The following is a 24,871-nucleotide window of genomic DNA, read 5'->3' on the forward strand; positions in this document are numbered from 1 at the left end:
ACTTCCCCGTCCCGAGCAAGCCGCGCGCCCAGAGGGTTGCGGTTTACGGCAACTCAGTGCCACGATGGAGAGGTCAAACTTTTCATCAACTTGTTCTGAGAGGGGAAGCCCATATCAATCGTACCGGATCAATGAGGCGCTCGCCAGGCCACCGTTGCTGAAGGAACTCAAGATGTAGATCGGAAGCTAGTTGAATCTTCATGGTGCGAGCCTTTATCAATCTTCTTCGGGAGCCACTGGCCTGTTTGGCACTTCGAGCACATGCTCGCCCAAACCGTTCTTGATGGCACGGAAGTTAACCGCACGGGCATCAAAGCCAAGTTGGTCACGCACCAGGGCGTATTCATCACTCAGGTCATCATGGTGGTGGCCATGGAACGTCCGGACCACCTGCATATCCCATGAAAGCTCGTCAATGGCCTCAAAACCGTAAGGGTGGCATGAGGGTGCCTCGTGGGTAACCAGGATGTCGGCCCGCAGGTTACTCAGCTTGGCAATGTCATCTGGGTAGATGGCTGCGAGCAGCCCTGGATTGGGCCGCTGGCCATCCCGCCATTGGTATGAACCACGGTTCATGGCGGCCTCCTTGCTCTGGAACGTCGGCGTTGCCGGCGGGCTCCACACGCGGCCGAGAAAAGTTCCGCCTAAGCCTGCAATTCTGATTCCATTCAGTTCAACAACTCTCACGTGCAGCGGCACCGCTCCTCCGCAGTCATGCAGCATCTCCCAATGCGCATAGGAGTCGGCATCGTGGTTTCCGTGGATGAAGGCAAACCGGACGGAAGGAAACTGCCGATACCACGGCTCCAGGACTGACCTGAAAGGGCGATCGCTAATGTCCACATCCCCCAGGAAGACCAACCACTTCGGCGGCTCAACTGCACGCTCCAATGCTCTAGCGATGTGCTTGAAACTGGAGTGAACATCACCCAAGAACCAAATCTTGCGCAACGCATCGGCGTGGGTTGCGTCAAAGGCTTCTGTATCACGTAGCATCATTCTTCTTCTCCCACAAGCTGAAGCAATGTCTGCCGCAAGTCCTCAACCTGAATTGGTTGAAATCCGTATAACGAGTTCGTCAGGAAGAGATTGCGACAGTCCTCATCAAACCATTCGGGGCGGTCATCGATGGCTAGCCAGGGTGCGCCACCAGGACGGTTGTCTTCCAGCCATGCCTCGATCTCGCGCTGCCGATGGCCGGATGGTCTTACGCCGTCTCGAAAACGCCATGCATGTGGGGTTACGTCAATCACTCGGGGAGCGATGTCTAACGCGAAGTTGCCCCGGAGTTCTACCAGGTCATGGTGAAGGCGCCAGGTGCTGCTGATGACGATCTCGACGGTCGGGAAGTCCCGCAAAACGCCCTCAATCAGCGGTAGCTGGCCAAAAGGATAGCCTTGTCTAGGAAACTCAGCGTGGGTTACTCCATCCAGATCGAGGAATAGTACACACGGCTGCTGTTTACCAATGGGCACTGCGGGCAGAAACTCGCCTGGCGGGTTTGTACTTTGGGAATCATTGCGTTGCATAAAGGCTCCTGAATGCGGAGCCCGGCAACCACTAGTAGACCCGACTCCAAAAGATTGGAGGGGACTACGCTTCAACTCAAATCGTGCGCGCACCCCTCGCCGAAATGATGGTGACCATCATTGGCTGTATGCATATCGCTATGGAATGGAGTTGAATCGAGAACATGGTCGAAGATTACAGTCAAAGATACATCAGCGCAATTCTATATGCGTAGTATTTACCTCATGTGTTGCAAATGGGATAACCGATATCGCATATTCCCAAAGCAAGCGGGGCCATCTAAACTGCCGAAATGCCGATCTCCACTGACGTTCCGCGAAGCAGCGGGTATCTTGAAACCAACTCGTTGATTTTTGATACCTGTGCATTTACATGGTTTGCGGAGTCTGACGAACGGATGACAGTGTTGAAAGAGGTTATTTCTCTGTATCGAGTGCTCGTCCCGACTCCAGTAATGTATGAGTTGGCTTTTGGCCCAGATGGCTCTGCAGGCGAAAACGAAAAGCAAATATGGAGTCAATTTCATAGCCCGGGTGGCGCTATTGACTTGGTGGCCTACAGATTCGCTAGTCGAAGCAGGCAACTTGCTTCAACCGGATTCATGGTCGTCAATCCAGGCTACGACGAATGGTGGACCGCTCGCACCAGGCTGCTTTCGCATATAGGTTCATCCGGAATGCGCCCAGGTAAGGCGAAAAAAGAGTACTCGCTCGATGCGCTGATACATGCGACAGCAAGAAACTGTTTTGCACCAATTTGCACCGCAAATATGGTTGACTTTGAGATGCTCAACAAAGTTGCAAGCAAGGTACACCACGATGGTCCTGTCCCAATCTTTCATCCGGAAAGTATCGCGAAGTCGGTATCGGAAACGGTTCACTATTCGTTTCAAGCATGAATGACGTCGCTGGTATCTTGAAACATCTGCGCGATAACTTGTGCCTGTCAATCGAAGTGGGGGGGCTGCTTTCACGAAATGCCACTGCACACAAATGGAAGGCGCCTTGGCGTTCATTGATGCTACGTGAAGCGGTTGCGTGGCGAACGATTGATCTTCTGAGTCAATCTCTTACATTGCAAGCCTCAGACGGCATATTGGGAGCGCGAATACTTCTCCGCTCGGCATATGAGACGCTTGCGTTACTCGTCTATCTCAATCAAGCCATGCGTAGTGTTGTTGCTGGTGATCTTGACTTTCATAGATTTTCTGAAACCACTACAAAACTTGTCCTAGGATCAAGGGACAAATCCACTCCTTATGATTCCATCAACATCCTTACTATTCTGAGTAAGGCGGACAAGCGCTATCCTGGCTTGGAGTCGAGCTACATTGCGCTTTCGGAAAGTGCTCATCCAAATTACGAAGGCATGGTCCGCGGATATTCAACTGCGGATCAGACAAGCCATGTGACGACCTTCAGCAGCCGGTGGTCCGAGCAGTATGGCAAATATCATCCGGCACACATAAGCGCATGCATCTCAGTTTTTTGTAGCGAGTACGATGACGAATGGCCCGACGCCTTTACCGCTCTTGAGTCGTGGATTGAGGCAAATGACATTGCGCTTGAAACAAGCAAACCAACGACAGGAAGTGCATAGACGTTTAAGTCGATCCCGGCGTAGTGGCGGGTGATTCAGCAGGCAACCCTCGGTTGCCAATCAAAAGAACCTTAAGGACCTCATCGCAGAGAGCTGGATCTCCCAAGTCAGCCAAGGTCTCATAAGTTGGAACTGGACTTTCAATACCTAGCGCAACTCGAACCGCGGGGTGATTTTTTGGAAGTAGATCGGCGACTTTCTTGGCAGTTTCCATATCTCGATCTCTCAAGGACACGAGTATTGGGAGGAGTAATACACGTCGGCGTTTGTCAGCCGAAATAGCCTCAGCCACGCTTTGTACTACGGCAATTGTTCCTCTGTGCCCCAGTAACAATGCAAATATGAGGGCAATCTCTTCATTGCCTAGATTCAGATGCTCGCTTGATATTTGCGCCAACATTTGGTCATCGATATATTCTTCCCGGCTAAGCAATGCGTTTGCCGCAGCCGCATGGACAGCAGCGCGTCCAGGGTCAACTGCAAGATCAAATAGCAATTGCTGAGTGGGCGGTCCCGACGCCGCCATCAGCTCGAGCATAGTGCTCCGTACGATGAGGTCGGTTGTACTCTTAGCAATGGTTTGCATCTGCGTGTCATATTCCGGACCAAACGGAGCAAGGTCTGCGAGGGCTTCAACGGCGACTCTTGCAATTGGACAGTGGCTCGATTGATCGTAATAATGAAAAGAGTCTTTCGACCAATGATCATTGGCAAGCGCCATCAAAGTACCCGTGTGGGCGACGCTGGTATTACGTTTCAGCGCAACTGCTAGTGCAAGCCGTACGGGACTTGCACGATGCGTCGAGAGTATTAGGATGCGATGTGGGAATGGGCCGCTTAGAGAATCAGCCACGGCTGTAAGCGCCAGTGCAGCAATATGCGCGAAGCGATGATCCAATGCTGCCTCAACGACCGTTGTCATGCCGTGTCGAATCGCGGCCTGTATGGCCAGAATTGCGATTGCCGAATCTTCACTTCGCGAAAGCGCATGTTCAATGTCGCTCTCGACTGGCAGTGGGATATGGGCATCAAGCATGAGGCGAAGCTCTCGCACATGCTCGCTTGGATTTAATATCTCGCTAAGTACCTCAACTGCCTCGTCTGAAAGTGTCGGAACAGTTTTCTGGGCAGTCGCAGTTTCGGCTACGACAAAGTCGTGGAAAGGTGAAGGCAATGCTGAGGCTGCGCCTCTTGCCAAATCAAGAATATGACTCTCTTCTTCGCTAGGCATGAGATCTGGCATTTCCAAAATCTCCCGGCAAATTTCGATCAATCTATTTGAGGCACTCTCAGTCTCCAGCTTGACCAAGACTTTTCGAAACGCGCTGATATCGTGCTCCAAAATACACGTGAGTGCGGCTATTGATATTCCAGGTCTCTCATTCCCTTCTACGACACGGAACTGCAAGGCGTCTGAGAATTTCGGGCTCCAATCCTTTCGTAAAGCGATCCACAAATCTCGTTCATCTTCCGTTCCAAACGCAACCTCAAATGCAGCGTCAAACTCCGCCTCGTTTGAAGTCCGACCTGCTTCCGAGACATCGCTCACCCAGTAGTTGCGCATGTGATCTGCATGCTTATGCTTAACGATATAGAGCCAACCTTTCGTCTCTCGGGCTCGTCTTACGAAAGCTTTTAGATATTCGCTGGCCGTATATCCTTCATCATTTTCGGAGAGATAGGATGCGTAGTCTTCGCTATAAACCTCATTTTGAATATCCAGCAGTGTTGCTTTCGCCTTTTTTACTTGAGATGCGGATGGGGTGAGCGCCTCGACCGCAAGATCTACAACTGCGCCGAAGTCATCTACGTCCTTCAGGGCACCGTAGGCGATGGCGTCATCTGAAGAGATCACTCCATAGCCCACTGATCGCACGGCTGCGTCCAAAAATGCGCTATCCAAGCCGCTTGCTAGTCGCCCAAGATCATCCGCGAATGTTCGTGGGTAATAAACCTGATCTCCGGCCATGACTTCCCGAATGAACCGCTCAATAAGCGGCTTGGTAGAGGGCGCTTCCTGTCGATGACGAAACCACTCCGGCGTGTATTCTGGATCGGCCCACATATACAACCCCGCGAAATCGCCAGTGACACGATGCATGAGGAATCGCGCGACTTCTGCAACGTTGCAAGCTGGAGACCCTGCAGCGGAGGTGAGTTTGAGATATGCGTCGAAATCTGAACCGGCGCCTTCAAGCCTGCGTTCAAGCCATGCGTCAATCTTCAATGAGGCATTGGGGCCAGGGGACACGTTGAACTCTTTGCGACTTCGAGCAACCAACCGGGCGGCAACTCCGGGTCCCCATTCCAGGCCAAGCTCGTTACTTGCTGCAAGTAACTCTATGAGGTTGCGCAGAGTTTTTCGGACAACCAGTTCATGTTCTTTTAGTGCTGTGGTAATGCCCGCTTCAACCCGGGGGTGGTAGTAGGTCACCACTCCATCATCACTTTGGCGCAGATTCCGGGCCGAGACAAAGAAATCTATCAATGGAGATATTCCACTCGCCATCTCCGAGTCGATGTCTGAAAGACCAGCCTCGATTTCACGTAGGAGTGCTCTCGTCACTTTTTGATTGACGTCGAGAAGAGCCCAAATGACCGTAGCCGCTCGAACGTCGTTTCGTTCCTGGATCTGCTCAATGACTGTACGTTCAATTGAATCTTCATGCGCCATGTCAATGGCGATATCAACCAGATCGTTCGAATCAATTCCTGGCTCGTGCACAGCGGTACGAATTGCATCGAAAAACTTTTGAATTTCAAGTGGAGTTGCCAACTTGCTGAGAACAGCTTGCTCTGAATCCCTGACCAATTCCTGAACGTCTTGCGGTAGGCTGCTTAGCCTGGTGCGGAAGAGCCTTTGCCGCTCCGGCTTACCGTAGTTTTCAGACTCAAGTGGGACAACCCAAGGGGAAATTGCCTTAAATGCTCCCGAGGCTTTAGCAACATCCAGCCTCGAGGTTGCGACAATGAGCGAATCGGGTCGGGCCGACGACAGTATGCTCGCAAGCTGGTCATTCCACGGACGACTTTTTGGGTCGAAATCGAAACGTCCCCACGGGTCTTCGATGTCAAAGAGTACCGGGGCAGGCGTGACATTGTCTCTCAGTTCATAGGGGCCAAAACGAATGGGTACGCGTGTTAGTCCAGGTATCGATTGCCGGAGTTCGTCGTATAGTTTTTTTGTTGCCAGAGTCTTTCCGGTTCCAGATTGTCCGACGATGATCGCAGCCGATTTCCGTTTCATTGCATCCAGCAAATCGTTCCAGTTTGTTGGATGCACGTAGTTTTCAAGCTCTGGCGTACTCGCCAATATTCCGTCATGTGCCCGAATAACAGTTTCAAGCTCCGCGCGAGTCCAGCGACCGCCGCTTGCACCGCCAATCCTTGATCTCGCATCTTCACGAAGTTGTTTGCGGCAGGACTGAAGCTTTGAATTCGGCACGCGAAACCTGTTGGTGAGTAGGTTCTCAATGTCGTTTACTAATCGTTCCGCATCTTGGTTCGCGATGACTGCGAATCGACTCGAAATGTCGAATTCAAGTCTCTTTGAGATCACCTCGGGAACTGCATCTAATCCGGGCCATGTACCGAAGAACCTCTTGCAAAGCGCCTTTGCAGGTCCGTTTACTCCGGCGCTCGTGACAAGCAGGTACCTGTTCTTCGTACTGGCTTCCAGGCGTGCGGCAGCAGATACCCTAGCTTCACTACCGTACTGGAGAAGAGAAACGAGCGTTGTTTGTGTCCAAGCATCACCATTGTCCAATTTCGCCTGAACAATCAGGTCGTAATCACCCATCGACGCCAAGCTGGCGAGGCGGCCAGGTTCGTATTCGGACAGCGTGGCCTCTAAGTCTTCTTGAGATGCGGGCTCAAGAATCAGGTTGGAAGTCATGCCCGAAGCAAGGACCAAATCAAGTGCCAACCAGACAGAAACGTCAATTTGATATTCGTAACCAGCAATTGCTGGAGCGCCCGAGCCGGTTGATCTCGGCGTTTTTTGCTTTCTGCCTTTTACGGCTCTTTTGGCACTGGTCGTCAATTCGAATTCCACAGTTCGGGATGGGAGCGTTTTGCGCCTGACTCTCTACTCAGTCGCGGAGATAGGCGATGCTGCCTTCATACCTGTAATTTGATCACTTGACCATCCCCCAATTGGGGGATTTGCGAAAAGGGTATGGCGCCATAGAGCGAAGCGGCCGGAAACGACACCTGGTCAGTCAAATTGGGCGCACAAACCGCATAGCCTAGCGAGTGGCCTCGATGAACTCACTTTTATCCACTGGGATTAATAGCTCCCATGCTTCGCTATCCAACGCCTTTGCCATCAGGTCAAGAGAAGTCACCGTTACGGCCCAGCGTTTGCGCTCCACCCCAGAAATATAGGTGCGATCGAGATCCGCCTCTAAGGCGAGCCTTTCCTGACTCCAGCCTTTTCGATTTCGAAGCATACAAACACGGAAAGCGATGATCCCGAGAAGGTCATCTGTCGCAGGGAATTCGGTGGGCGGTACAGGTTTTACAGACACCTCACAAATGTCACCATGTGATACATTTATATCAACGGAGTATTTACCTCTGGTGTTGAGGAATCAGCGAGATTGATCTAAATCTACGATTACTAATGTGTGAGTTGAATCGGCTGCTTGTGTGTGGGGGAGGAATCGGACGCTGAGAACACATAGCGGGCCCTACTTCTGCTTGGCCTAGAAGCTAGGAAACAATCTGGGAAATGATGAGGACTTGGACTTTCACCGTTGAGGTACTTGCATGAAATCACCATTGCGGGGACGAATATTGCAAGTGCAGCTTGGCCCTAGCAGTGATCAGATCATTAGCACACTCGAGAGTCTCGGGTTCACTCCCGAGCAAGCTAGCGACGTCGCTCTAGCAGCAATCAAATATGCGGATGAAGAGACCGAAAGTTTTGTCCGGCAACTCATACCGAAATGCATATGGACAGGGTCAGTAGTTTTGCGTCGGCATTACGTTGGCCAGCGAGAAAAGACATGGCTATTGCTCAAATATGAAGCAGAAAAAGGTTGGAATCTTGATTCGGTGTTATTCGCGTAGATAGCCATATCAAAGACAACTTGTTGCGTCGACCGGTTGAATCCGCCACCCAAAGAAGAAATGAAAAGGTGCAAGCGCCTTGCCGCATAGCCGACAGCGGAATCCACATATTTTTTACGAAAAATCCCCCAAATGGGGGATAGGCAAGTCATATGGTGAATATCAAAATGACAAGATATGAAGCTCATCGCATTTTTGTTTTTTTGTTCATGCCTGTGCACCACTGCCTCAGCGCAAAAACTACCGTCCCCCTCCCGTACGGTTTACAAGTGCGGTGAGGGAGACAAGATTCACTATTCAGATTCTCCTTGCCTGGGGGCGACCAAAGTTGACGTTGAGCCAACGCGAGGACTCAATGCATCTAGTGGCAAGACACGTATTGGAAAAGATGTGCAGCGGGAGCAATTCCAAGAGGCGTTCGCGGACGTTTTGCGCCCTCTAACTGGAATGGACGCGAAGCAGCTCGACACAGCTGGTCAACGCATGAAACTTGCACCTGATCTGCAAAGAAGGTGCAAATTACTGGACTCGGAAATACCAAAGGCTGAGTCAGCAGAACGATTAGCCACGCAAGGTGAGCCCCTCAAATATGCGCAGGCGCACCTTTTTAGCCTGCGTTCAATTTATCGACAATCAGGATGCTAATTTATTACCGCATTGCAGCGATTGACGTCACCCGATGCATCTAGGCGCATCAGGTGACCGCAATCGATGCCAATATTTGCAGTATTTCTCCAAGTATTGGCACCTCAAAGGAGGGCAACAAAAAACCCGCCTGGGCGGGTTGTGTGAAAAGGCCTTGGGCTTTACGGCTTTGTGACGGTTCCGGGCCTGCCGGTGTTGGGGTTGGTATTGCCCTTTTGAGAGTAGTTGTCCGATTTCTTTTTATTGGGATTGGTCGCGCGAGCAGGTGCGACATAAGTGCCCTTTTTTGTAACGTGCCCACGCACGGCATGGCTGCTGGAGTTGACGTGTCCGCTGCCACTACTACTGCCCTTTGAGTGGCCGCTTCCGCCGCTCTTGGCCATCGCCCCAAAGGACAGAACGCAGGCTGCAATCACAACAATAACTTTCTTCATATGCTCTCCCTCTTTGTCGCCCACGGTCCGCGTGGGTCCGGTCTACTTGGCTAGTGTCTTGTTTAGTAATTCTGCCAACCTGGAACCCGCCAGAGCCAATCGCACCTCCATGATGGGCGTAAATTGTTCGAAGTAATCTGCCGTAACCTTTCGCTCAGGATAGTAGCCGGGCATGCCGACGATCTTGCAGGACTCTTCAGCAGCCAAGGACGCATGTGCTCCTTTCGGACCACTCGCAACTGACTTTGACAGCAAGCGTTTAGTCATCGTTGGAGCATCCTCCTCTAGCTGACGAATCAAACCTGAGTCCCAAAGAGAATGCAGGTTCGTGCCGCGCATCAAGACCTGCAACTGATAGGTATTGCCGCCTTTGTCATCCAGGTAACCCGCGTGCAAGGGTTGATGAACATCACCCATGAAATGAACCAAGTACTTAAGGGCCAAAAGCCGCTTTTCGTCAGAGGGGTCACTTTTAAGGATGGCGGTCTGGGCGTCTATCGCCGAGACGACGCACTTTCCATCTGCACAATCGCGATTGGCGTCATAGGTGCAACTGTCACGCGGAAAGTTCACGTAGTGCCAGGATGCAGTCGCTGGGTTCCGAGTTTCGTCTGCCCAAGTTGAGACTGACTCTAGTGTGGCTCCCGGCTCAAGAGCTAGTAGTTTGTCGACTTCCTTTCGACTCGCAGGGGTTAGCTGTGCCAACGCTAGGCCGGCGACAACTTGGTGTCCCTGGGACCCCCAGGCGAAAACTGGCGATTGCACAAATACGAGGATTGCTGCCAAGAGCAGCGGAAGTGTGGATTTAACGGAGTCATGCTTCATGGTGCAAGCATCATAGTGAGCTATACAGACACTCCACGCAGACGTCTTATTTCGAGACGAAGCAGACATGTGATGAAAAAATGACCTGCTCGGAAGCAGGCATCTCACACTCGGGTTTAGTTGGCAATTCGAGCCCAGACTTATATCAGTGCGCCTGCTCACTTCGAATATCTGGAGGCGCGTGCGGGACTGCCTCTAAACCGCGTCGTCAAATAATGCCTTACTCATCGTCGGGTTCTTGAAGAGAACCGCTAAGAACTTAGCAGAGTAAGCGGCTTCAATTTTGGCAACCATTTTCAGATAAGCCGCATCGCAATGCGCGTCAATCGCCTTCTTATCAATTGCCTTTCCAAAACTGGCAATTGGTTGTGAGAGCTTGTCGAGTCCGAATCGCATCATGACAACTGCCGCAAGCACCCTATTTCCGTGTACCAATACACCCCATTTTGGGCCACTTCGTTTTGAAATATTCTGCTTTTTATGGTCTATCCAACGATCGATCTCTCGCAGAAGTAGCGTCGCATTAAACGCTCGCGCGCCGCTCATACTCGGATTGAATATGGTCTTGTATGGTGGTTTCTTTAGATCCGCAAAAAAGCGTCCGATACCAGTCTTAATTTGAACGGCATAGCTTGAGTCCCCCATCGCGCACGCTAGTGCAGTTGTCACTTCGACGAGCTCGCACGAGGTTGCGGTGGCTAACGCATCGTCGCTGCGAACGAACTGGTAATCAATACCCTCAATCGCCATTTCTTGACGCAATCGCTTCTGTTCTGGATCTTGCGCAACGAAATCTCGAGGTTCCACTCGATTTTGTAGATTGTTTGTCCTTGTTACTTCCTGACCGAATCCAGCAGGGGCATCCTTCAAGAGAATGACACGAAACGGAACCCGGACATGACCTAGGGACAAGTCATCGACTTTTGCAAGCGAGCTGACTGTCTGAGCTCCATTTACGATCGATGCGCCTTTGAATGAAAAAACACCGGCTGACCGGGAAGCAGCTCCAGCAGGCGCCTTAACAGCTTCATTTGCAACGAGGGTTATTCCATTGTTGAAATACCAAAACCTCTGTGGCGCCGTTGCGGCAGAGTTCTTAATTTCATTATTGACTTCGGTACTACCTAGCGCGAACCGAATGTTGGACGACACAAGGCTCTTGCCGTGCTTTTTCCACCATTCTTTCAGTGATAGTCCATCAATAACACCCGAGTACGCTGCATGCGGACTGGATATGTACGACCAGTCCAAAATTGTTGCATCAAGGGTAACCGTGTTTGAGCCTAGATCATTTGCTAATCCAGCATAGACCTCACTTAGCCCATAGATGATGGAGTGCGCGATTTCTTCTGGATCAGCACCGTTCAGCTCATTTGTGAACTTGTCCAACACACCCTGGCCGTGCTTTGCTAAGGCACTGGCCCCAGTAGTAATTACTAGCAAGTCAACTGAGGTGCCAGGTGTTGAAGTCCGAAGCGCGATATCGCTAAATCGCGCATGTAGTCGAGAGTGGAAGTTCGTGGAGTCTTGCTCAATAGCATCTTTAGCCCCGGCGACGAAAACGCCAAGCTCTTTGGCTTCCGGTTCACCCGACCCCTTTGAAATCCACTTCGATTGCACGAATAGAACTCTTTGATTCGATGCATCGAAAAAAGCTGCGTCAATACCGTTGTCATCACTTCCATCCCAAACCGACTCTGCAGCCTCTTTCAGAGAACAACCGGTCTCGAGATAGACGGCCAGTGCAGCTAGAGCACGCGAAAGTATCTTTACTTCTCGCTCCTTATCGGTCGTTCCAATGTCAGAGAGGTCTAGCAACGTCTCAAACATTGCTAATACTTTTGCCTTGATCTGATTGACCCTAAGTGCCGACATATGTACTCCCTGATTCTTATCTCTAGATTTTTGCAAACGGTATCACTTTATGCGGCTTTTTGGTCAGGGACTAGAAAAAATTGAAACATTGGCTCGAACTACAGAGTGCGCAAGTGCTGCTCCCTATCTGAGGCCGCCCTTTGCAGGCGGCTGCAATCGAGACAAAGCGGTCCCCTAGATCCTTGAATTGCTTGCCGCAAAGCTGACCGTACAAATTTCACCAAACCGTACAATTCAGACCGCCCCGATACTGGGGTGTTTCTCTGGTTGGAGCGACTATGACTGAATACACCGGACGCTGCCTTTGCGGCGATATCAGCTACAGATTGACTGCAGAGCCTGCCGCCTCGCGAGTCTGTTGGTGCGCGAACTGCCAACGTATCTCGTCAAACGGAACCGTCAACGCAGTCGTTCCGACACAGGCAATTGATATCTCGGGGACTCCGAGCGAGTACATCAGCGCTGCGGATAGTGGCAACCAAATTAACCGTCGGTTCTGCGCTCGCTGTGGAAGCCATCTCTTCGCAGATTCGACGGGTCGTCCCGGTTTGACAGTCGTTCGCCTCGGAACTCTCGACAATCCGTCATTGATCAGACCAACGGCCAATATTTGGAGCGCTAGCGCGCCTACCTGGGCTTGCTTGGACTCCGCGCTGGAGCGGGTTGAGCGCCAGCCGCTACCACCGCAGCAACCCAAAAGCACGGTCTAAGCCATAAGTCAAAGGAACATCTAGCGGCAGGTCCCAAGATGTCCCTTAATTCGGATGTAGAACGACTGCATTCTTGACGGACGACAAGCAGCTCTTGGCCCGTTACAGGCGCGCGGATCACCCCGAATACCGACCCGCTCGGCAACGCGCATTGCGGTCAGCTTAAACATTGGTCAGGTCTGGGTGCTGCGCGTGGTCGGCTACTGTGGTGCGCAAATCCACTCGTCGCACACCCGACTCAATCGCTTTGAGCGAAGCGGACACAATGTTGGAGTCCATGCCCACGCCAAACACAGTGTGCTGTTCGTTGATGCGTAGTTCCAGATAGGCCACCGCCTGCGCGTCGGCCCCGGCGCTTATGGCATGTTCGTGGTAGTCAAGCACGCGCACCGTACGCTCAGACCCGGCGTTCAGCGCATTGACAAAAGCCTCGATCGGTCCTGCGCCATGTCCCTGGATCTGCTGCCCGTTCCATTGCGCCGTCAGTGTTACACCGTCGTCATGCGTGGTTTGCTGCACCTGCGGCGCGCTGCTGCTTGCGGTGCCGTATTCTCGTTGGAACAAGTCCCACAGGTCTTGCGCGGTGAGCTCCTTACCCTCGATGTCCATGACGGCCTGCACTACTCGGCTGAACTCAATTTGCAGACGCCGTGGCAACTCCAGGCCGTATTCGGTTTCCATCAGGTAGGCAATGCCGCCCTTGCCCGACTGGCTGTTGATGCGGATCACCGCTTCGTAGCTGCGCCCGAGATCCATGGGGTCAATCGGCAAGTAGGGGATAGCCCAAAAACCTTCGGATGAGGCGTTCTCACGCTGGGTAAAGGCCTTCTTTATTGCATCCTGGTGTGTGCCGGAGAAGGATGTGTAAACCAGCTCGCCCACGTAAGGGTGGCGCGGGTGCACCGGCAACTGGTTGCAGTGCTCCACCATGCGGCGGATATCGTCAATCTTCGAGAAGTCCAGTCGGGGAGATACACCCTGGGTGTATAGGTTGAGTGCAATATTGACGAGGTCCACATTACCGGTGCGCTCGCCGTTGCCAAACAGGCAGCCTTCCACGCGCTGTGCGCCGGCCATCATCGCCAACTCGGCCGCCGCCACGCCGGTGCCGCGGTCATTGTGTGGGTGCACAGAGAGCACCACGCTTTCGCGCCGCGCGATATTGCGGTGCATCCACTCGATCATGTCGGCGAACACATTGGGCGTGGAGTGCTCCACCGTGGTCGGCAGGTTGATGATGCACGGGCGAGTAGGCGTAGGCTGCCACACGGCAGTGACGGCATCCACCACACGTTTTGAAAATGCCAGTTCGGTGCCCGAGAAATGCTCGGGCGAATACTGAAAGGTCCAGTGTGTGTCGGGCTGCGCGCATGCTAGGTCTTGTATCAGCTTGGCGTGGACAGTAGCCAATTGCACGATCTGGTCCTGGTCCATGCCCAACACCACGCGGCGCATGATTGGCGAGGTAGCGTTGTACACATGGACGATGGCGCGCTTAGCGCCCACCAGGGCTTGCATGGTGCGGCGGATCAGGTGTTCGGTGGCCGGGGTCATGACTTGGATGGTCACGTCATCGGGCACCAGCTTTTGCTCGATCAACTGGCGCACAAAGTCGAATTCGATTTGCGACGCGGCGGGAAAGCCGACCTCGATTTCCTTGAAGCCAATCTCCAGCAAGTGGCTAAACATGCGCAACTTGCGCGCCATGTCCATGGGCTCAATCAACGCCTGGTTGCCATCGCGCAGATCGGTGCTGAGCCAGATCGGGGCTTGCGTCAGCACGGCGTTGGGCCAGGTGCGGTCAGTCAGGCCAATGGGCGCAAAGGTGGGGTACTTGTGGCTGGGTTGTTTCAACATGCTGGGAACTCCTGGGTGGAAAAAAGAGGAACCAGCAACCCAATGAAAAACGGCCCGTTGCTGGTAGCTACGGGCCGTGGTGTTTGCGCTTACGCGTGTACTACCATCTCCGCCCGGAGGGGATTAGTAGTAGCGCTAGTGCAAATGTGTTCATGTGCACAATATTAGCAGATCACCGAAGATTCATACGGCAAAGTGGTGTTTGGGATCTACTACTTTTGCTTTCATTGCTGTTGCCGCCTGCACGGACGGGCTCACCCGAAGTGAGTCAGAAGCGCCGCTTGGCCGTCGCACACCAGAAGTAAATTGGGTTGCTATGGTGCGGCCGTTGGCGACGTACCTCTGCGGCACGAAGAGTGGGATGCAACAAGTAGTTCCTGTGCCGGACTGCGCGAACTGGATCTTCTGCAAAGCGGTCACAAGCGAGTGACCGCAACTGGCCCAACTGGATTCCTCTGGCGCAAGTGCAATACGTCAGAATTGGATTCTTTCATTGTGCGTTGGAGGAACGATGCGCCGACTTGTCGAACTGAGTGATCTTGAATCCATATTCTCAATCTACATGGACCCGACTGTCATCCCTTTCCTGGGCTATGACCCTATGTCGATCGAAACGTTCCGCCCTATTTTTCGTGAGCTAGTCGAGAGCCGGTGTTTCTTTGCCTATGAGGTTTCTGGTGAACTCGCCGGTTTCTACAAAGCATTTTGTCATCCGGGGCGTTCGAGCCATGCTGCATACATAGGTACGCTTGCAGTAGCTCCGAAGTTTCATGGTCATGGCGTAGCACATGCCATGGTCACAGAGGCTATCGACGAGCTTCGAAGCTCAGGTGCAAAGAGGATTGAACTCCTCGTAGAGACCGACAATCTTCGTGGACTTGCCTTCTATACACGGCTCGGGTTTGAAATCGAAGGAAAGCTGCGAAAGTTTTACAAACGATCTCATGAGTCCGAATACATCGATGACTACGTCATGTCTAAGCTCTTCGATTGAGCGTCGCCAATAGGGCGCTGACGGTATTGAATGAACCCAAATACAGTCGCAAGACTGTGAAGTCCTCTTTCAAAAAAGTCTATTTTTGTGAGGTAACTGGAAAGACTTTTCTCCGAGCAGAAGACTTGTCGATAGCTTCCAGTCGAGCCTCGGCGTGCTCTGACATAGCGTCGCACATAGCATCCAGTATCACTGAAGTGAGTACAGCCGTTGAGGCCGAAGAGTCAAATACAAGCGATGAATTTATCCTTGCTGGCAGCAGGAAATCCCCAAGACCGTTGAAATGGGATTCAAAAGCTGGATCGCTCACAATCCCAATTTTCAGTCCCAATTGTTTGGCGAATTTCAATGCATTGATGGTCTCGTTTGGATACAAGGGCAATGCAAACGCCAGTACAAATGTTGCACCCGCTGAAGCGCCTTGCTCAAGGCAATCCTCCACCATGGATCCACCTTGATTTATCAAACGCACATCAGGATGGACTTTCGATGCAAAAAAATGAAATGTGGACGCAACGCCCGCAGAAGCTCTGAGTCCCAGGACGATTAGTGGCTTCGATTTCGCCAGCATCGTCCCAAGATTTCGAATCATTGAAATATCAGAAAGTGTTGCCGCAAGGTCTGCAACGTTTGCAGACTCAGCGACAGCTGCTGACTGATATCGATTTTGGTGGGAGCCCGACTTCGGCAGAGGCTTTGAAACTGCCTCATGAAGAGAGCGCCGCATGTCGAGAAACCCGTCGTAGCCCAAAGTACTTGCCAGGCGAGAGACGGTCGGTTGGCTTGTATTTGCGAGAGCGGCCAACTCCATACTCGTTAACACACCAATTTCACCCGCGTGATCAATTGCACATTGGATGATTCTTCTAAGTCCCGGAGTGAGCCGTTTGTTTTTTAGTCGTGCGTCGATTTCGAGCCGGACGACCCTGGACTCAGCAAGCTGCTTCGAGTTGAGCCCATTCTTTGAGGGCTTGTTCAACGGCTTAGAAGTTGTCAATCTCTTTCTCCTTAGGACTCGCTTTCGCGCGGTGCCGAATATCGTCGCTGAGTATAGGTCGCAAGAGTAGCTCTGGCGGGCATAACCACGCCGTCTACCACTCCGGCTCCGGCCTCATTTGTGCGCAACGACCAATTCAAGTTGAAGTCAGAAGCTTGCACGTCATTGGAGCGGACATACCGCCACCCCCGACGCCCCCCTCTGGAGGTATGGCGAATAGATAAGCCATCGCGCCGACCGCATGAATATATTTATGCATAAATGCGATTTGATGATATATTACATCCCAACGAGTATTTGATTCCAGTCAATGCAGTGGTGCTACCCGGTGACATGTGGTCTCTCAATCATCCTGACCTGAGAGGCCAATGGGAATTGCGAAGTCAGGATGGAAGGCCGCAAATGTTTGAAGTTGATTTCCCCTTTGTGGGGCGCTTTTGTCCAGGCGATGGCCGACTCGCGGATTCGGCAGCTCGACTTGCCTATCCGGTTACTTCCAGTCATTGGCTTTCATTGCAAAAGCACAAAGAAATATTGCCTAGTCGCCCAGAACTAGGTCTGTCCAAAACATGTTTGTTCAACTAACTCTATGAAAGAGAAACCTATGTCTTCTATCGAACAGCTTGAGTTTCACGTACCAAGCATTGAACTGAAATTCAGGGTCAATTTGCTTGCGAAAGATAACCCTGAGGTAATTGCGCAAGTGCTAAAGCAATTGCCGCTGGAGAGTGTGCTTGGGCATGTAGTGATCTCGGGTGAGGCTGTTTGGGTGCCTACAAAGATCGTCCACCTGGGAAAGACCAACATGGTCAAACGTTCACCTGGCGCCGTGTATCTCTATGCCCCAGGTCAAACCATTTGTCTCACCTACGGTGCAATTACCGAAAGCGCATTGGTGAACAAGTTTGGACAAGTAGTAGATGAAGACCTTCCACTTCTCAAGCGTTTGGGCGAGCACGTCTGGGATCAAACAGTCGCTCAACCCCGCAAGAACCTCGTTCACGTAACCATCAAAAAGGCTTAAAAATGAGCAAGACAATCGAACATCGCAATTGGCAAGAAACCAAAGCTGAGATCGAGCAACAGATCGATCGAATTTGGATCAAAGAGCCTGAGGAAATTCAAAAAATTCGTTGGGGCGTGATCGATAGCGGCGCGGGAAGTGGCAGCCAGTCTTTCAGTGTCCTCGTTCATCTCGAGGCCTATCTGATGCTGACTGGAGCGGACATCATGTATCGCTTTCTGAAGGTGTCCCAATACCCAGAAACTACCCTCGAGGGAGTCGTGAAAATGTCTCGCGAATTCGTGGTCGGGACGTTCAACACGTTCGAGTTCCTGGAAGACCTTGGCCTGACAGGCATGCATGCGCTTGGACAGCGTTGGGCGGACAGCCTCGACACCTTGAGCAGCAAGGATGAGTATGTCGAGCTAACGGGCGCAATGATGACGTATGTCATCCGGATGCACCGCTGGATTCATTACATTTTCCCTTGGAATCTCGGCGTTGCATTCCCTCACCGCACGCCGTCAGAAATAACGTCAATCTCTCAAATCGCGAAATGACGCTTAAGTTCTAACGAGACACTGTCTCAAAAAATCTTGATCGCCAAACTGACTTACTGCAAAACAGTAAGTCAGTTTGGCGAATCAATTTAATCGTTTCCAAACAAACGATTGGATGGAGTCCTTACCCTTTAACGGGGACATACCCAATTTAAACAATCATGCACATACCAAGAGCGCTGTGAGAACAGCCTTAGATTTTTGCTGCCCACTCAAACCGTTTAAAAATCTCCAACGATGGACGCGCCTCAATGAACCAAACATCTCATGAACTCGTCATGACCGTTCTAATGACGCCTGACATGTCTAATTTTTCAGGAAATGTACATGGCGGAACGGTGTTGAAATTCCTGGATCAGGTGGCATACGCTTGCGCAAGCCGATATGCCGGGGGTTATGTTGTCACTCTGTCAGTTGATCAGGTGATGTTTCTACAGCCAATCCACGTTGGAGAACTTGTAACTTTCATGGCCTCAGTGAACCATACAGGCACTTCATCGATGGAAGTTGGCATTAAAGTGATTGCGGAGAACATTCAAAAGCAATCTGTGCGACATGCAAATTCCTGCTTCTTTACTATGGTTGCCGTGGACGGAGAGCGCAAGCCGGTGGCAGTAACACCCTTGAAACCATCTTCACCAGACCAACTGCGGCGACATGCCGCAGCGCAAGTGAGACGTCAGCTACGTCACGAATTTGGAGCGAGATTCGAAAGCCTTAAAAAGCCAAGCTGATTGCAAAACGCTTTGATACAGGCGAGCTGCAGAAATACTTGTCTAACAATTGGATGACTAGGGATTCACTTCTCGAAAGACCCGCACCGAGGTCAAATGAAACCTTGAACTAGTTCGGACCCATGACCTAAATCAATGGCGCCTGAAAAAACTCAGCTCCAACTCATAGGCTAACTACCCCAGAGTGACCTCATAGCAGATGCAAAAATGGGGTCGCTATCCAATGTGACTGGAATTCCAGCCACATGCACAGATCTAAAGTGCGCATCAGGGCTGGAAAACACCAGCGCGTCCAGCAAATAGTCAGACGGAATTCCCTGAAGCGAAGGTGACTGCGGGTTGAGAACGCAGAAGTCAGCACGCTGGCCAACGGAGATGCCACCAAGCGCCAAGCCGGTGGCATGGCCGCCGCCAGCAAGCGCACCTTCCAATAACGCGGCCGCACTGCTCTCATAGTTCAACAACTGTGCCGCCATATTGCGTTTGCGCCGTGTCAGGCGCTGCGAATACTCCAACAGGCGGAGTTCCTCACTCCAGCGTCGCGTCACGTGACTGTCGGATCCAATGGACCACGTACCTTTGACCGCGGCGTAACCTGGGAGATCAAACACACCATCGCCCAGATTGGCTTCGGTGGCAGGGCAGATGACGATGGATGCCCCACTAGCTTGCACCCCCAAAAGTTCTTCCGGCGTGGTGTGCGTGGCGTGCACCAGATTCCAGCGCCCATCCACCTCTGCATGGTTCAGCAGCCATTCAATGGGCCGCTGGCCAACATGGGCCAGGCAGTCGTCAACCTCCTGCGTCTGCTCAGCTATGTGAATATGCACTGGCATTGCCGCCGCATGCGCATAGGAAGCTAGCTCCTTGAGCGCGCCTGGACTGACCGCGCGAAGAGAGTGGATCGCCACGCCGACATTGATGTTGGCATCCTCTGCGGTGTAGCGATGTAGTTGCTCGACAATGCGCATGATGCTGTCGGGGGTGGACGCAAAGCGTCGCTGGTCCTCGCGAAGATTTTTGTCGGCGAATCCAGCACGCATGTAAAGCGTGGGCAGCAAGGTGAGGCCGATGCCAGTCTTCCGCGCAGCCCGCACCAAGGCTTGCGACATCTCCGCTACCTGTGCATAGGGAGCCCCGTTCAAGGCATTGTGCAAATAGTGGAACTCACATACATGGGTGAAGCCACCAGCCAGGAGTTCGGCGTAGAGCTGTCCTGCGATGGTTTCCAACTGTTGTGGAGTAATACAGTTGGCCGCCGAATACATGCGGTCACGCCAGCTCCAGAAATCATCTGCCGCACCAGCACCACTACTGCGACGTTCCGTTAGACCGACAATGGCACGCTGAAAGGCATGGCTGTGTGTATTGACGACACCAGGCAACACTGGACCGTCAAGATGGGTAGCTGCCGTTTGCTTTTCGCTGTTGCAGTTTGGCTCCACAAGAGTCCACAATCCCTTATCCGAAACACCCAGCAATACATTCTGCATCCAGGTGCCAGCAACCCATGCCTGGGGCGCAAAGAACAGACGCGATTCACTTCTCATTGCAGCTCCTGCTGGCATATAGTGCGCTGGTAACAATATCTCTTAACAACGGCTGAATAGCACTGGCCTTTGATTCCTCGTAGCGAAATGGCGCTACCTCCTGCATATAGAGGCTCTGGCACATTTCCAATTGGATGGCATGCACATTGTCTGCCGGGCGGCCATAGTGGCGAGTAATGTAGCCACCCTTGAATCGGCCGTTAACCACCATGCTGACTTCAGGCTGTGTTTGACAGGCTCTCACTACGGCCTCTGTGATCCGGGGATCTGTGCTGGCACCACCGGCAGTGCCAATATTTAGATCCGGCAGGCGGCCCTCAAACAGCCGTGGAATCTCGGAACGAATACTATGTGCGTCCCATAGCAAGGCTTGGCCATGCAATTCCTTCAAGCGATTCAGTTCAGCCTGGAGTGCAGAGTGGTAGGGCTGCCAGTAATGGGTGAGGCGATGACCGCGTTCCTTGATATCGGGTTTCATCCCAAACCGGTATAGCGGTTCACCCGTAAAGGAACGGGTGGGGCACAACTCAGTGTTGGCAGCGCCAGGGTACATCGGCTCGTCATTCGGCGGGCGGTTCAAGTCTATGACGTATCGTGATGTCTTGGGCATCAGAACGCTGGCGCCCAGCTCACCTAGAAAGTTATAGAGCCTTTCCAGATGCCAGTCGGTGTCTTCGATTTCCAATGCAGGCAATGCATAGTTAGCGCGCAAATCCACGGGGATATGCGTGCCAATATGCGGCATGCTCACGAGCAAGGGGGCGGTGCCTTGAAGCAAGACGTAGGTCTCATTCTGAATCATGCAAGTTGCCCTTTGAAAATAGTTCGCAAGTGCGGATTTGCTCCCAGCGCATAGGCAAGTTCAGCTGGATGCTGCACATCCCACAACACGAAGTCCGCCCGTTTTCCGGGAACTAGAACGCCACGATCCGATAGACCCAGAGCCGCTGCAGCATGGCGGGTAACACCGGCCAACGCCTCTTCGGGTGTTAGGCGAAACAACGTGCAGGCCATATTGATCATCAGTAGCAATGAGCTGCATGGAGAGCTGCCTGGATTGCTGTCCGTAGATATGGCGATGGACACGCCGTGCTGTCGTAGAAGTGCGATCGGTGGCAACCGGGTTTCGCGCAGAAAGTAGAAAGCTCCGGGTAGCAACACGGCTATCGTGCCCGCTGCGGCCATGGCCCGCACACCGTCTGGTGAGAGCCACTCCAAATGGTCGCAGCTCAGGGCGTTAAATCGTGCAGCCAGCTGCGCACCACCGCTGTCACTTAGTTGCTCGGCATGCAGCTTGACGGGCAAGCAAAGTCTATGTGCTGCAGCAAATACGCGTTCAATCTGCGCTGTACTGAATGCAATGTTTTCGCAAAAACCATCCACCGCATCCACCAGGCCTTCGGCATGCAGCGCGGCCATCATCTTCAAAACAGAAGCCACATAGTCATCTGTTCGCCCGACGAACTCTGGTGGCACGGCGTGCGCGCCCAGGAAAGTGGTCCGCACATCCACAGGATGCGTTTGGCCAAGCGCACGTGCTACTTGAAGGCATTTTCGCTCGTGTTCCAAAGCGAGGCCATATCCGGACTTGATTTCGACGGTTGTCACGCCCTCATTTACTAATTGGCGCAAGCGCCGTCTGCTGACGGCCTCTAGCTCATTAGCACTGGCAGCGCGCGTAGCCTGCACGGTGGATGAAATGCCACCGCCGGAACGTGCAATATCTTCGTAGCTTGCACCGTTCAACCTGAGCTCAAACTCGTGCGCACGATTTCCCCCGTACACCAGATGTGTGTGACAGTCGATCAAGCCAGGAGTAATGAGTGCACCTCCGGCATCGTGATGCGCCGAGCAGCGAGCCAGCAGGTCTGATGGCAGTTTGAATCGCGGACCAACCCAAGCAAGGTGTGCACCATCTACAACCAAGGCAGCGTCTTCCACCAAGCCATATGGGCTCTCGGACTGTGGCGCCATCGTTGCGACGCAGCAGTTGGACCAGAGGCGAAGGCTCATACGGTCAACGCAACCCACAGGGCATGGGCGCTTTCAATATGTACGGTTGCAGCCTTGTTGACAGTACGCCATACCAAAGTGGACTGTGGGAGGATGATCTCCTCGGTATCAAATTTAACGCGTGTATCCGATTCGATTGCATAGACCGCGACCAACTTGGTAGACAGCAATACTTTTTGGTACTCGCCTCGTACCCTCACCATATGAGCTGGAAGACATGCGTCACGCACCATCAGGTTGAAGTCTTGGGTAGGGCCATCCAATAGCCTGCATTGCGTTTGAACGGCCCCGTCAAAACGAAACGGGGGGGCTTCCACGGTCAATTGGAATTCTTCCGCAGCAGCGGGAAAATTTAGAACCACACCTGCGCCCTGCAACACCGCGAACCAGCGAGTCACACCGTCGAAACAGGAAAACGGGCCATCGGTCGTCACTTCTGCCACCGACATACGCCAGATCCAGTCTTCACTCTTAGATGAGGAGGCCAATTCACGGGTCAGCCCCCCACCGTTGCGCCAAGGTACTGCAGTTGCGTCGCCCAGTCGCACGGTATTCMAACTCATGACCGAGGACTCCTTGTTGTTGAGGACGAACGCCAAAGGCAAGCAGAAGTGCCTCTGCTATACGAACTATCACTGCAAGACACAATCATGAAATCGGCACCTTCATTCCAACAGCCCGACTACATACCAAATCCAGCCATGTAATCATCGATATCGCTTGCGCGTCGAAGTTGCTTAAATAAGAAAAAGGAAACCTTGTCTCTGGGCTAATGCTGCTTCGCAGCTCCACCGAAGATTCGATCAGAGACATACAGCAAGGCCCCAGACAGCACCAAAAGAATGGTGGACATTGCCGCGACAAATGGCTCATATTCGTACTGCAGATACGCACGCAGTTGAAGCGGTAGAGTTGTCCAATCCGCGTTTGCCAGGAAAACGGAGATCGTGTAATTGTTCCAGGACATGATGAAAGTAATGATCAGCGAAGGAACAATACTGGCTTTCAACATCGGCAGCGTCACTCGAAAGAGCGTTTGAAGTGGATTGGCTCCAACTGTCATTGCCGCTTCCTCTAGTCGCTTGTCAAAGCCCGCAAGGTGTGCAATCACGTTGCGAATCGGGTACGGCATCGTTACAACAACGTGTGCAGCAACGAGACCAGCAAGGTTTGTCATGACGCCGATTGACATCATCAGTTGAAACGTAGCCAAGGCAACAATGACTGCAGGAAAGAAGAGTGGCGACAACAACATGTTTTGAATAATTGCGCGACTTCGACCTGATAGCTTGTGAATCCCCAAAGCTGCCATGACCCCGAAAGTTGTACTTAACAGTGCCGTGAGGGCACCAATTTGTGCACTCGCGTATGCAGCAGACAGAAATTCTGGCTTGTCAAAAATGACCGTATACCAATGGAGTGTGAAGGCCTTTGGTGGAAACACCATGCTTACCGGATTGAATGAAACTGATACCAGAATAAATAGTGGCAGCAGTAAGAATCCGAAGAACAAGAAAGTTGTCGTAAACCAAATTACTGACCGAAAACGGACGTTGGGCATCATTGTTGCGCTTTCACAGTTTGAGGTTAGACGGCACGCAATGGCGCGACAGCAGTTCGTCTCGGTTTCAGCAAGAACTGGTAGATACCTAGAATCAAAAGCGTCACGATAAGAAGAACGACACCAATCGTTGCCGCGAAGGGCAGGTTGTTTGAAATCGTTGCGGATTCGTAAGCGGCGACACTCATGAATCGAACTCGACCTCCACCCAAGAGAATCGGAACGACGAATGACTCAATGTTTATGCCCAGTGCCAGCACCCCACCGGCAAGCAACCCAGGAATGCTCAGCGGTAGCGTGACGCGCATGAAGGATGCGACGGGACCCGCACCTACAGACATCGCCGCCTGCTCAAGTTCGCGCGGTATCGACTTCAACACGCCGTACAGAGACAAAACAACGAATGGAACAGAAACTTGAACCATTCCCAGGATTACAGCCGTCTCGTTGTAGAGCAACTGCATTGGACTATCGATCATTCCCAGCCAAAGCATCAATTTATTCAGTGCCCCGTCCCTACCCAACACCAGCATGAGACTCAGTGTTCTTACAACGAGATTGACCCAAAGAGGGCACATACACAGGAAGAGAAGCCAAGTTTGCGTTTTCGGTTGCGCTCGAATAATGGCCAGAGTTCCGATGTACCCAATTACTACTGAGAGCACGGTCGCAATCACCGAGATTCGAACCGTTCGCCATAACAGATCGTACAAATAGTAACTATCCGTGAGGAAGTTCTTGTAGTTCTCTAGCGTCCAGTTTTTGAAGGCAAATTCAGCCTCGCCGGGAGGACTGAAGCTAACCAAAATAATCCAGATTAGTGGCAATAGGAAGAATGCCGCCAGAAACAGAATGGCAGGTAGTACAAAGGCGTGGGCCCGGAATTTTTCGGATGATGCGGCTGTCATGAC

At 52.3% G+C, this 24,871-nt stretch carries 23 protein-coding genes; 8 read left to right on the plus strand and 15 right to left on the minus strand.

The features are described from left to right. Nucleotides 1–216: 216 nt before the first annotated feature. Together AC1DV6_RS06010 and AC1DV6_RS06015 are read right to left on the minus strand one after the other, a co-directional pair. A complete protein-coding gene (locus tag AC1DV6_RS06010) occupies nucleotides 217–999 on the minus strand; it encodes a metallophosphoesterase family protein (protein ID WP_477976100.1) in 783 nt (260 codons plus the stop codon). Continuing rightward, nucleotides 996–1,529, minus strand: coding sequence for an HAD domain-containing protein (locus tag AC1DV6_RS06015; protein WP_477976102.1), 534 nt, complete (start codon nucleotides 1,527–1,529; stop codon nucleotides 996–998). The genes AC1DV6_RS06010 and AC1DV6_RS06015 overlap by 4 nt, the downstream gene beginning before the upstream one ends. 293 nt (nucleotides 1,530–1,822) lie before the next feature. On the opposite strand from AC1DV6_RS06015, the gene AC1DV6_RS06020 reads away from it, so the two are divergent. Together AC1DV6_RS06020 and AC1DV6_RS06025 are read left to right on the plus strand one after the other, a co-directional pair. Continuing rightward, on the plus strand, nucleotides 1,823–2,428 hold the full coding sequence (locus AC1DV6_RS06020; protein ID WP_477976104.1) for a hypothetical protein: 606 nt from the start codon (nucleotides 1,823–1,825) through the stop codon (nucleotides 2,426–2,428). Beyond that, the gene (locus AC1DV6_RS06025; protein ID WP_477976106.1) at nucleotides 2,425–3,129 is read left to right on the plus strand and encodes a hypothetical protein; all 705 of its coding nucleotides are present in this window, start codon (nucleotides 2,425–2,427) and stop codon (nucleotides 3,127–3,129) included. The genes AC1DV6_RS06020 and AC1DV6_RS06025 overlap by 4 nt, the downstream gene beginning before the upstream one ends. A gap of 4 nt (nucleotides 3,130–3,133) precedes the next feature. On the opposite strand, the gene AC1DV6_RS06030 is transcribed toward AC1DV6_RS06025, so the two are convergent. Both AC1DV6_RS06030 and AC1DV6_RS06035 read right to left on the minus strand, forming a co-directional pair. Next, on the minus strand, nucleotides 3,134–7,183 hold the full coding sequence (locus AC1DV6_RS06030; RefSeq protein WP_477976108.1) for an nSTAND3 domain-containing NTPase: 4,050 nt from the start codon (nucleotides 7,181–7,183) through the stop codon (nucleotides 3,134–3,136). Nucleotides 7,184–7,376: 193 nt separating this feature from the next. Beyond that, nucleotides 7,377–7,658, minus strand: coding sequence for a helix-turn-helix domain-containing protein (locus tag AC1DV6_RS06035; protein ID WP_477976110.1), 282 nt, complete (start codon nucleotides 7,656–7,658; stop codon nucleotides 7,377–7,379). A 721-nt stretch (nucleotides 7,659–8,379) separates the two neighbouring features. Here AC1DV6_RS06035 and AC1DV6_RS06040 point away from each other — a divergent pair. Beyond that, the gene (locus tag AC1DV6_RS06040) at nucleotides 8,380–8,847 is read left to right on the plus strand and encodes a hypothetical protein (protein WP_477976112.1); all 468 of its coding nucleotides are present in this window, start codon (nucleotides 8,380–8,382) and stop codon (nucleotides 8,845–8,847) included. 161 nt (nucleotides 8,848–9,008) lie between these two features. Here AC1DV6_RS06040 and AC1DV6_RS06045 read toward each other — a convergent pair whose 3' ends face one another. The 3 genes from AC1DV6_RS06045 to AC1DV6_RS06055 form a co-directional block, all read right to left on the minus strand. Next, nucleotides 9,009–9,281, minus strand: coding sequence for a hypothetical protein (locus AC1DV6_RS06045; protein WP_477976114.1), 273 nt, complete (start codon nucleotides 9,279–9,281; stop codon nucleotides 9,009–9,011). A 42-nt stretch (nucleotides 9,282–9,323) separates the two neighbouring features. Further along, the gene (locus AC1DV6_RS06050; RefSeq protein WP_477976116.1) at nucleotides 9,324–10,175 is read right to left on the minus strand and encodes a S1/P1 nuclease; all 852 of its coding nucleotides are present in this window, start codon (nucleotides 10,173–10,175) and stop codon (nucleotides 9,324–9,326) included. 126 nt (nucleotides 10,176–10,301) lie between these two features. Further along, a complete protein-coding gene (locus AC1DV6_RS06055; protein WP_477976118.1) occupies nucleotides 10,302–11,981 on the minus strand; it encodes an AIPR family protein in 1,680 nt (559 codons plus the stop codon). Between the two features lie 278 nt (nucleotides 11,982–12,259). Between AC1DV6_RS06055 and AC1DV6_RS06060 the strand changes: the two genes are divergently transcribed. Continuing rightward, nucleotides 12,260–12,691, plus strand: a complete 432-nt coding sequence (locus AC1DV6_RS06060; protein WP_477976120.1) for a GFA family protein — start codon at nucleotides 12,260–12,262, stop codon at nucleotides 12,689–12,691. A 162-nt stretch (nucleotides 12,692–12,853) separates the two neighbouring features. Here the strand turns inward: AC1DV6_RS06060 and leuA are convergent, their stop codons facing one another. Next, complete coding sequence (gene leuA / locus AC1DV6_RS06065; protein ID WP_477976122.1) at nucleotides 12,854–14,548, minus strand: 2-isopropylmalate synthase; 1,695 nt, start codon at nucleotides 14,546–14,548, stop codon at nucleotides 12,854–12,856. A gap of 511 nt (nucleotides 14,549–15,059) precedes the next feature. On the opposite strand from leuA, the gene AC1DV6_RS06070 reads away from it, so the two are divergent. Beyond that, nucleotides 15,060–15,542 (plus strand): N-acetyltransferase family protein, encoded by a 483-nt coding sequence (locus AC1DV6_RS06070; RefSeq protein ID WP_477976124.1) that lies wholly within the window; start codon nucleotides 15,060–15,062, stop codon nucleotides 15,540–15,542. Between the two features lie 79 nt (nucleotides 15,543–15,621). Here AC1DV6_RS06070 and AC1DV6_RS06075 read toward each other — a convergent pair whose 3' ends face one another. Next, nucleotides 15,622–16,539, minus strand: a complete 918-nt coding sequence (locus AC1DV6_RS06075; protein ID WP_477976126.1) for a MurR/RpiR family transcriptional regulator — start codon at nucleotides 16,537–16,539, stop codon at nucleotides 15,622–15,624. A 604-nt stretch (nucleotides 16,540–17,143) separates the two neighbouring features. Here AC1DV6_RS06075 and AC1DV6_RS06080 point away from each other — a divergent pair. The 3 genes from AC1DV6_RS06080 to AC1DV6_RS06090 all read left to right on the plus strand — a co-directional run bounded on the left by AC1DV6_RS06080 (nucleotide 17,144) and on the right by AC1DV6_RS06090 (nucleotide 18,836). Then, on the plus strand, nucleotides 17,144–17,563 hold the full coding sequence (locus tag AC1DV6_RS06080) for a hypothetical protein (RefSeq protein ID WP_477976128.1): 420 nt from the start codon (nucleotides 17,144–17,146) through the stop codon (nucleotides 17,561–17,563). Between the two features lie 2 nt (nucleotides 17,564–17,565). Continuing rightward, nucleotides 17,566–18,102 carry a cucumopine synthase-related protein gene (locus AC1DV6_RS06085; RefSeq protein ID WP_477976130.1) on the plus strand — a complete coding sequence of 179 codons (537 nt, stop codon included), beginning with the start codon at nucleotides 17,566–17,568 and terminating at the stop codon, nucleotides 18,100–18,102. A 251-nt stretch (nucleotides 18,103–18,353) separates the two neighbouring features. Then, nucleotides 18,354–18,836 (plus strand): acyl-CoA thioesterase, encoded by a 483-nt coding sequence (locus tag AC1DV6_RS06090; protein WP_477976132.1) that lies wholly within the window; start codon nucleotides 18,354–18,356, stop codon nucleotides 18,834–18,836. 170 nt (nucleotides 18,837–19,006) lie between these two features. Here AC1DV6_RS06090 and AC1DV6_RS06095 read toward each other — a convergent pair whose 3' ends face one another. The 6 genes from AC1DV6_RS06095 to AC1DV6_RS06120 all read right to left on the minus strand — a co-directional run bounded on the left by AC1DV6_RS06095 (nucleotide 19,007) and on the right by AC1DV6_RS06120 (nucleotide 24,868). Further along, nucleotides 19,007–20,404 carry a formimidoylglutamate deiminase gene (locus AC1DV6_RS06095; RefSeq protein WP_477976134.1) on the minus strand — a complete coding sequence of 466 codons (1,398 nt, stop codon included), beginning with the start codon at nucleotides 20,402–20,404 and terminating at the stop codon, nucleotides 19,007–19,009. Continuing rightward, nucleotides 20,376–21,188: an N-formylglutamate deformylase gene (hutG, locus tag AC1DV6_RS06100; protein WP_477976136.1), complete on the minus strand. Its 813-nt coding sequence runs from the start codon at nucleotides 21,186–21,188 to the stop codon at nucleotides 20,376–20,378. The genes AC1DV6_RS06095 and hutG overlap by 29 nt, the downstream gene beginning before the upstream one ends. Continuing rightward, a complete protein-coding gene (hutI, locus tag AC1DV6_RS06105) occupies nucleotides 21,185–22,399 on the minus strand; it encodes an imidazolonepropionase (RefSeq protein WP_477976138.1) in 1,215 nt (404 codons plus the stop codon). The genes hutG and hutI overlap by 4 nt, the downstream gene beginning before the upstream one ends. Beyond that, on the minus strand, nucleotides 22,396–22,962 hold the full coding sequence (locus tag AC1DV6_RS06110; RefSeq protein ID WP_477976140.1) for a HutD/Ves family protein: 567 nt from the start codon (nucleotides 22,960–22,962) through the stop codon (nucleotides 22,396–22,398). The genes hutI and AC1DV6_RS06110 overlap by 4 nt, the downstream gene beginning before the upstream one ends. 206 nt (nucleotides 22,963–23,168) lie before the next feature. Next, nucleotides 23,169–23,846, minus strand: a complete 678-nt coding sequence (locus tag AC1DV6_RS06115) for an ABC transporter permease (RefSeq protein ID WP_477976142.1) — start codon at nucleotides 23,844–23,846, stop codon at nucleotides 23,169–23,171. 140 nt (nucleotides 23,847–23,986) lie between these two features. Then, nucleotides 23,987–24,868, minus strand: a complete 882-nt coding sequence (locus AC1DV6_RS06120; RefSeq protein ID WP_477976144.1) for an ABC transporter permease — start codon at nucleotides 24,866–24,868, stop codon at nucleotides 23,987–23,989. Between the last annotated feature and the right edge of the window lie 3 nt (nucleotides 24,869–24,871).

The organism is Rhodoferax sp. P2_H8_2 (assembly GCF_056403235.1).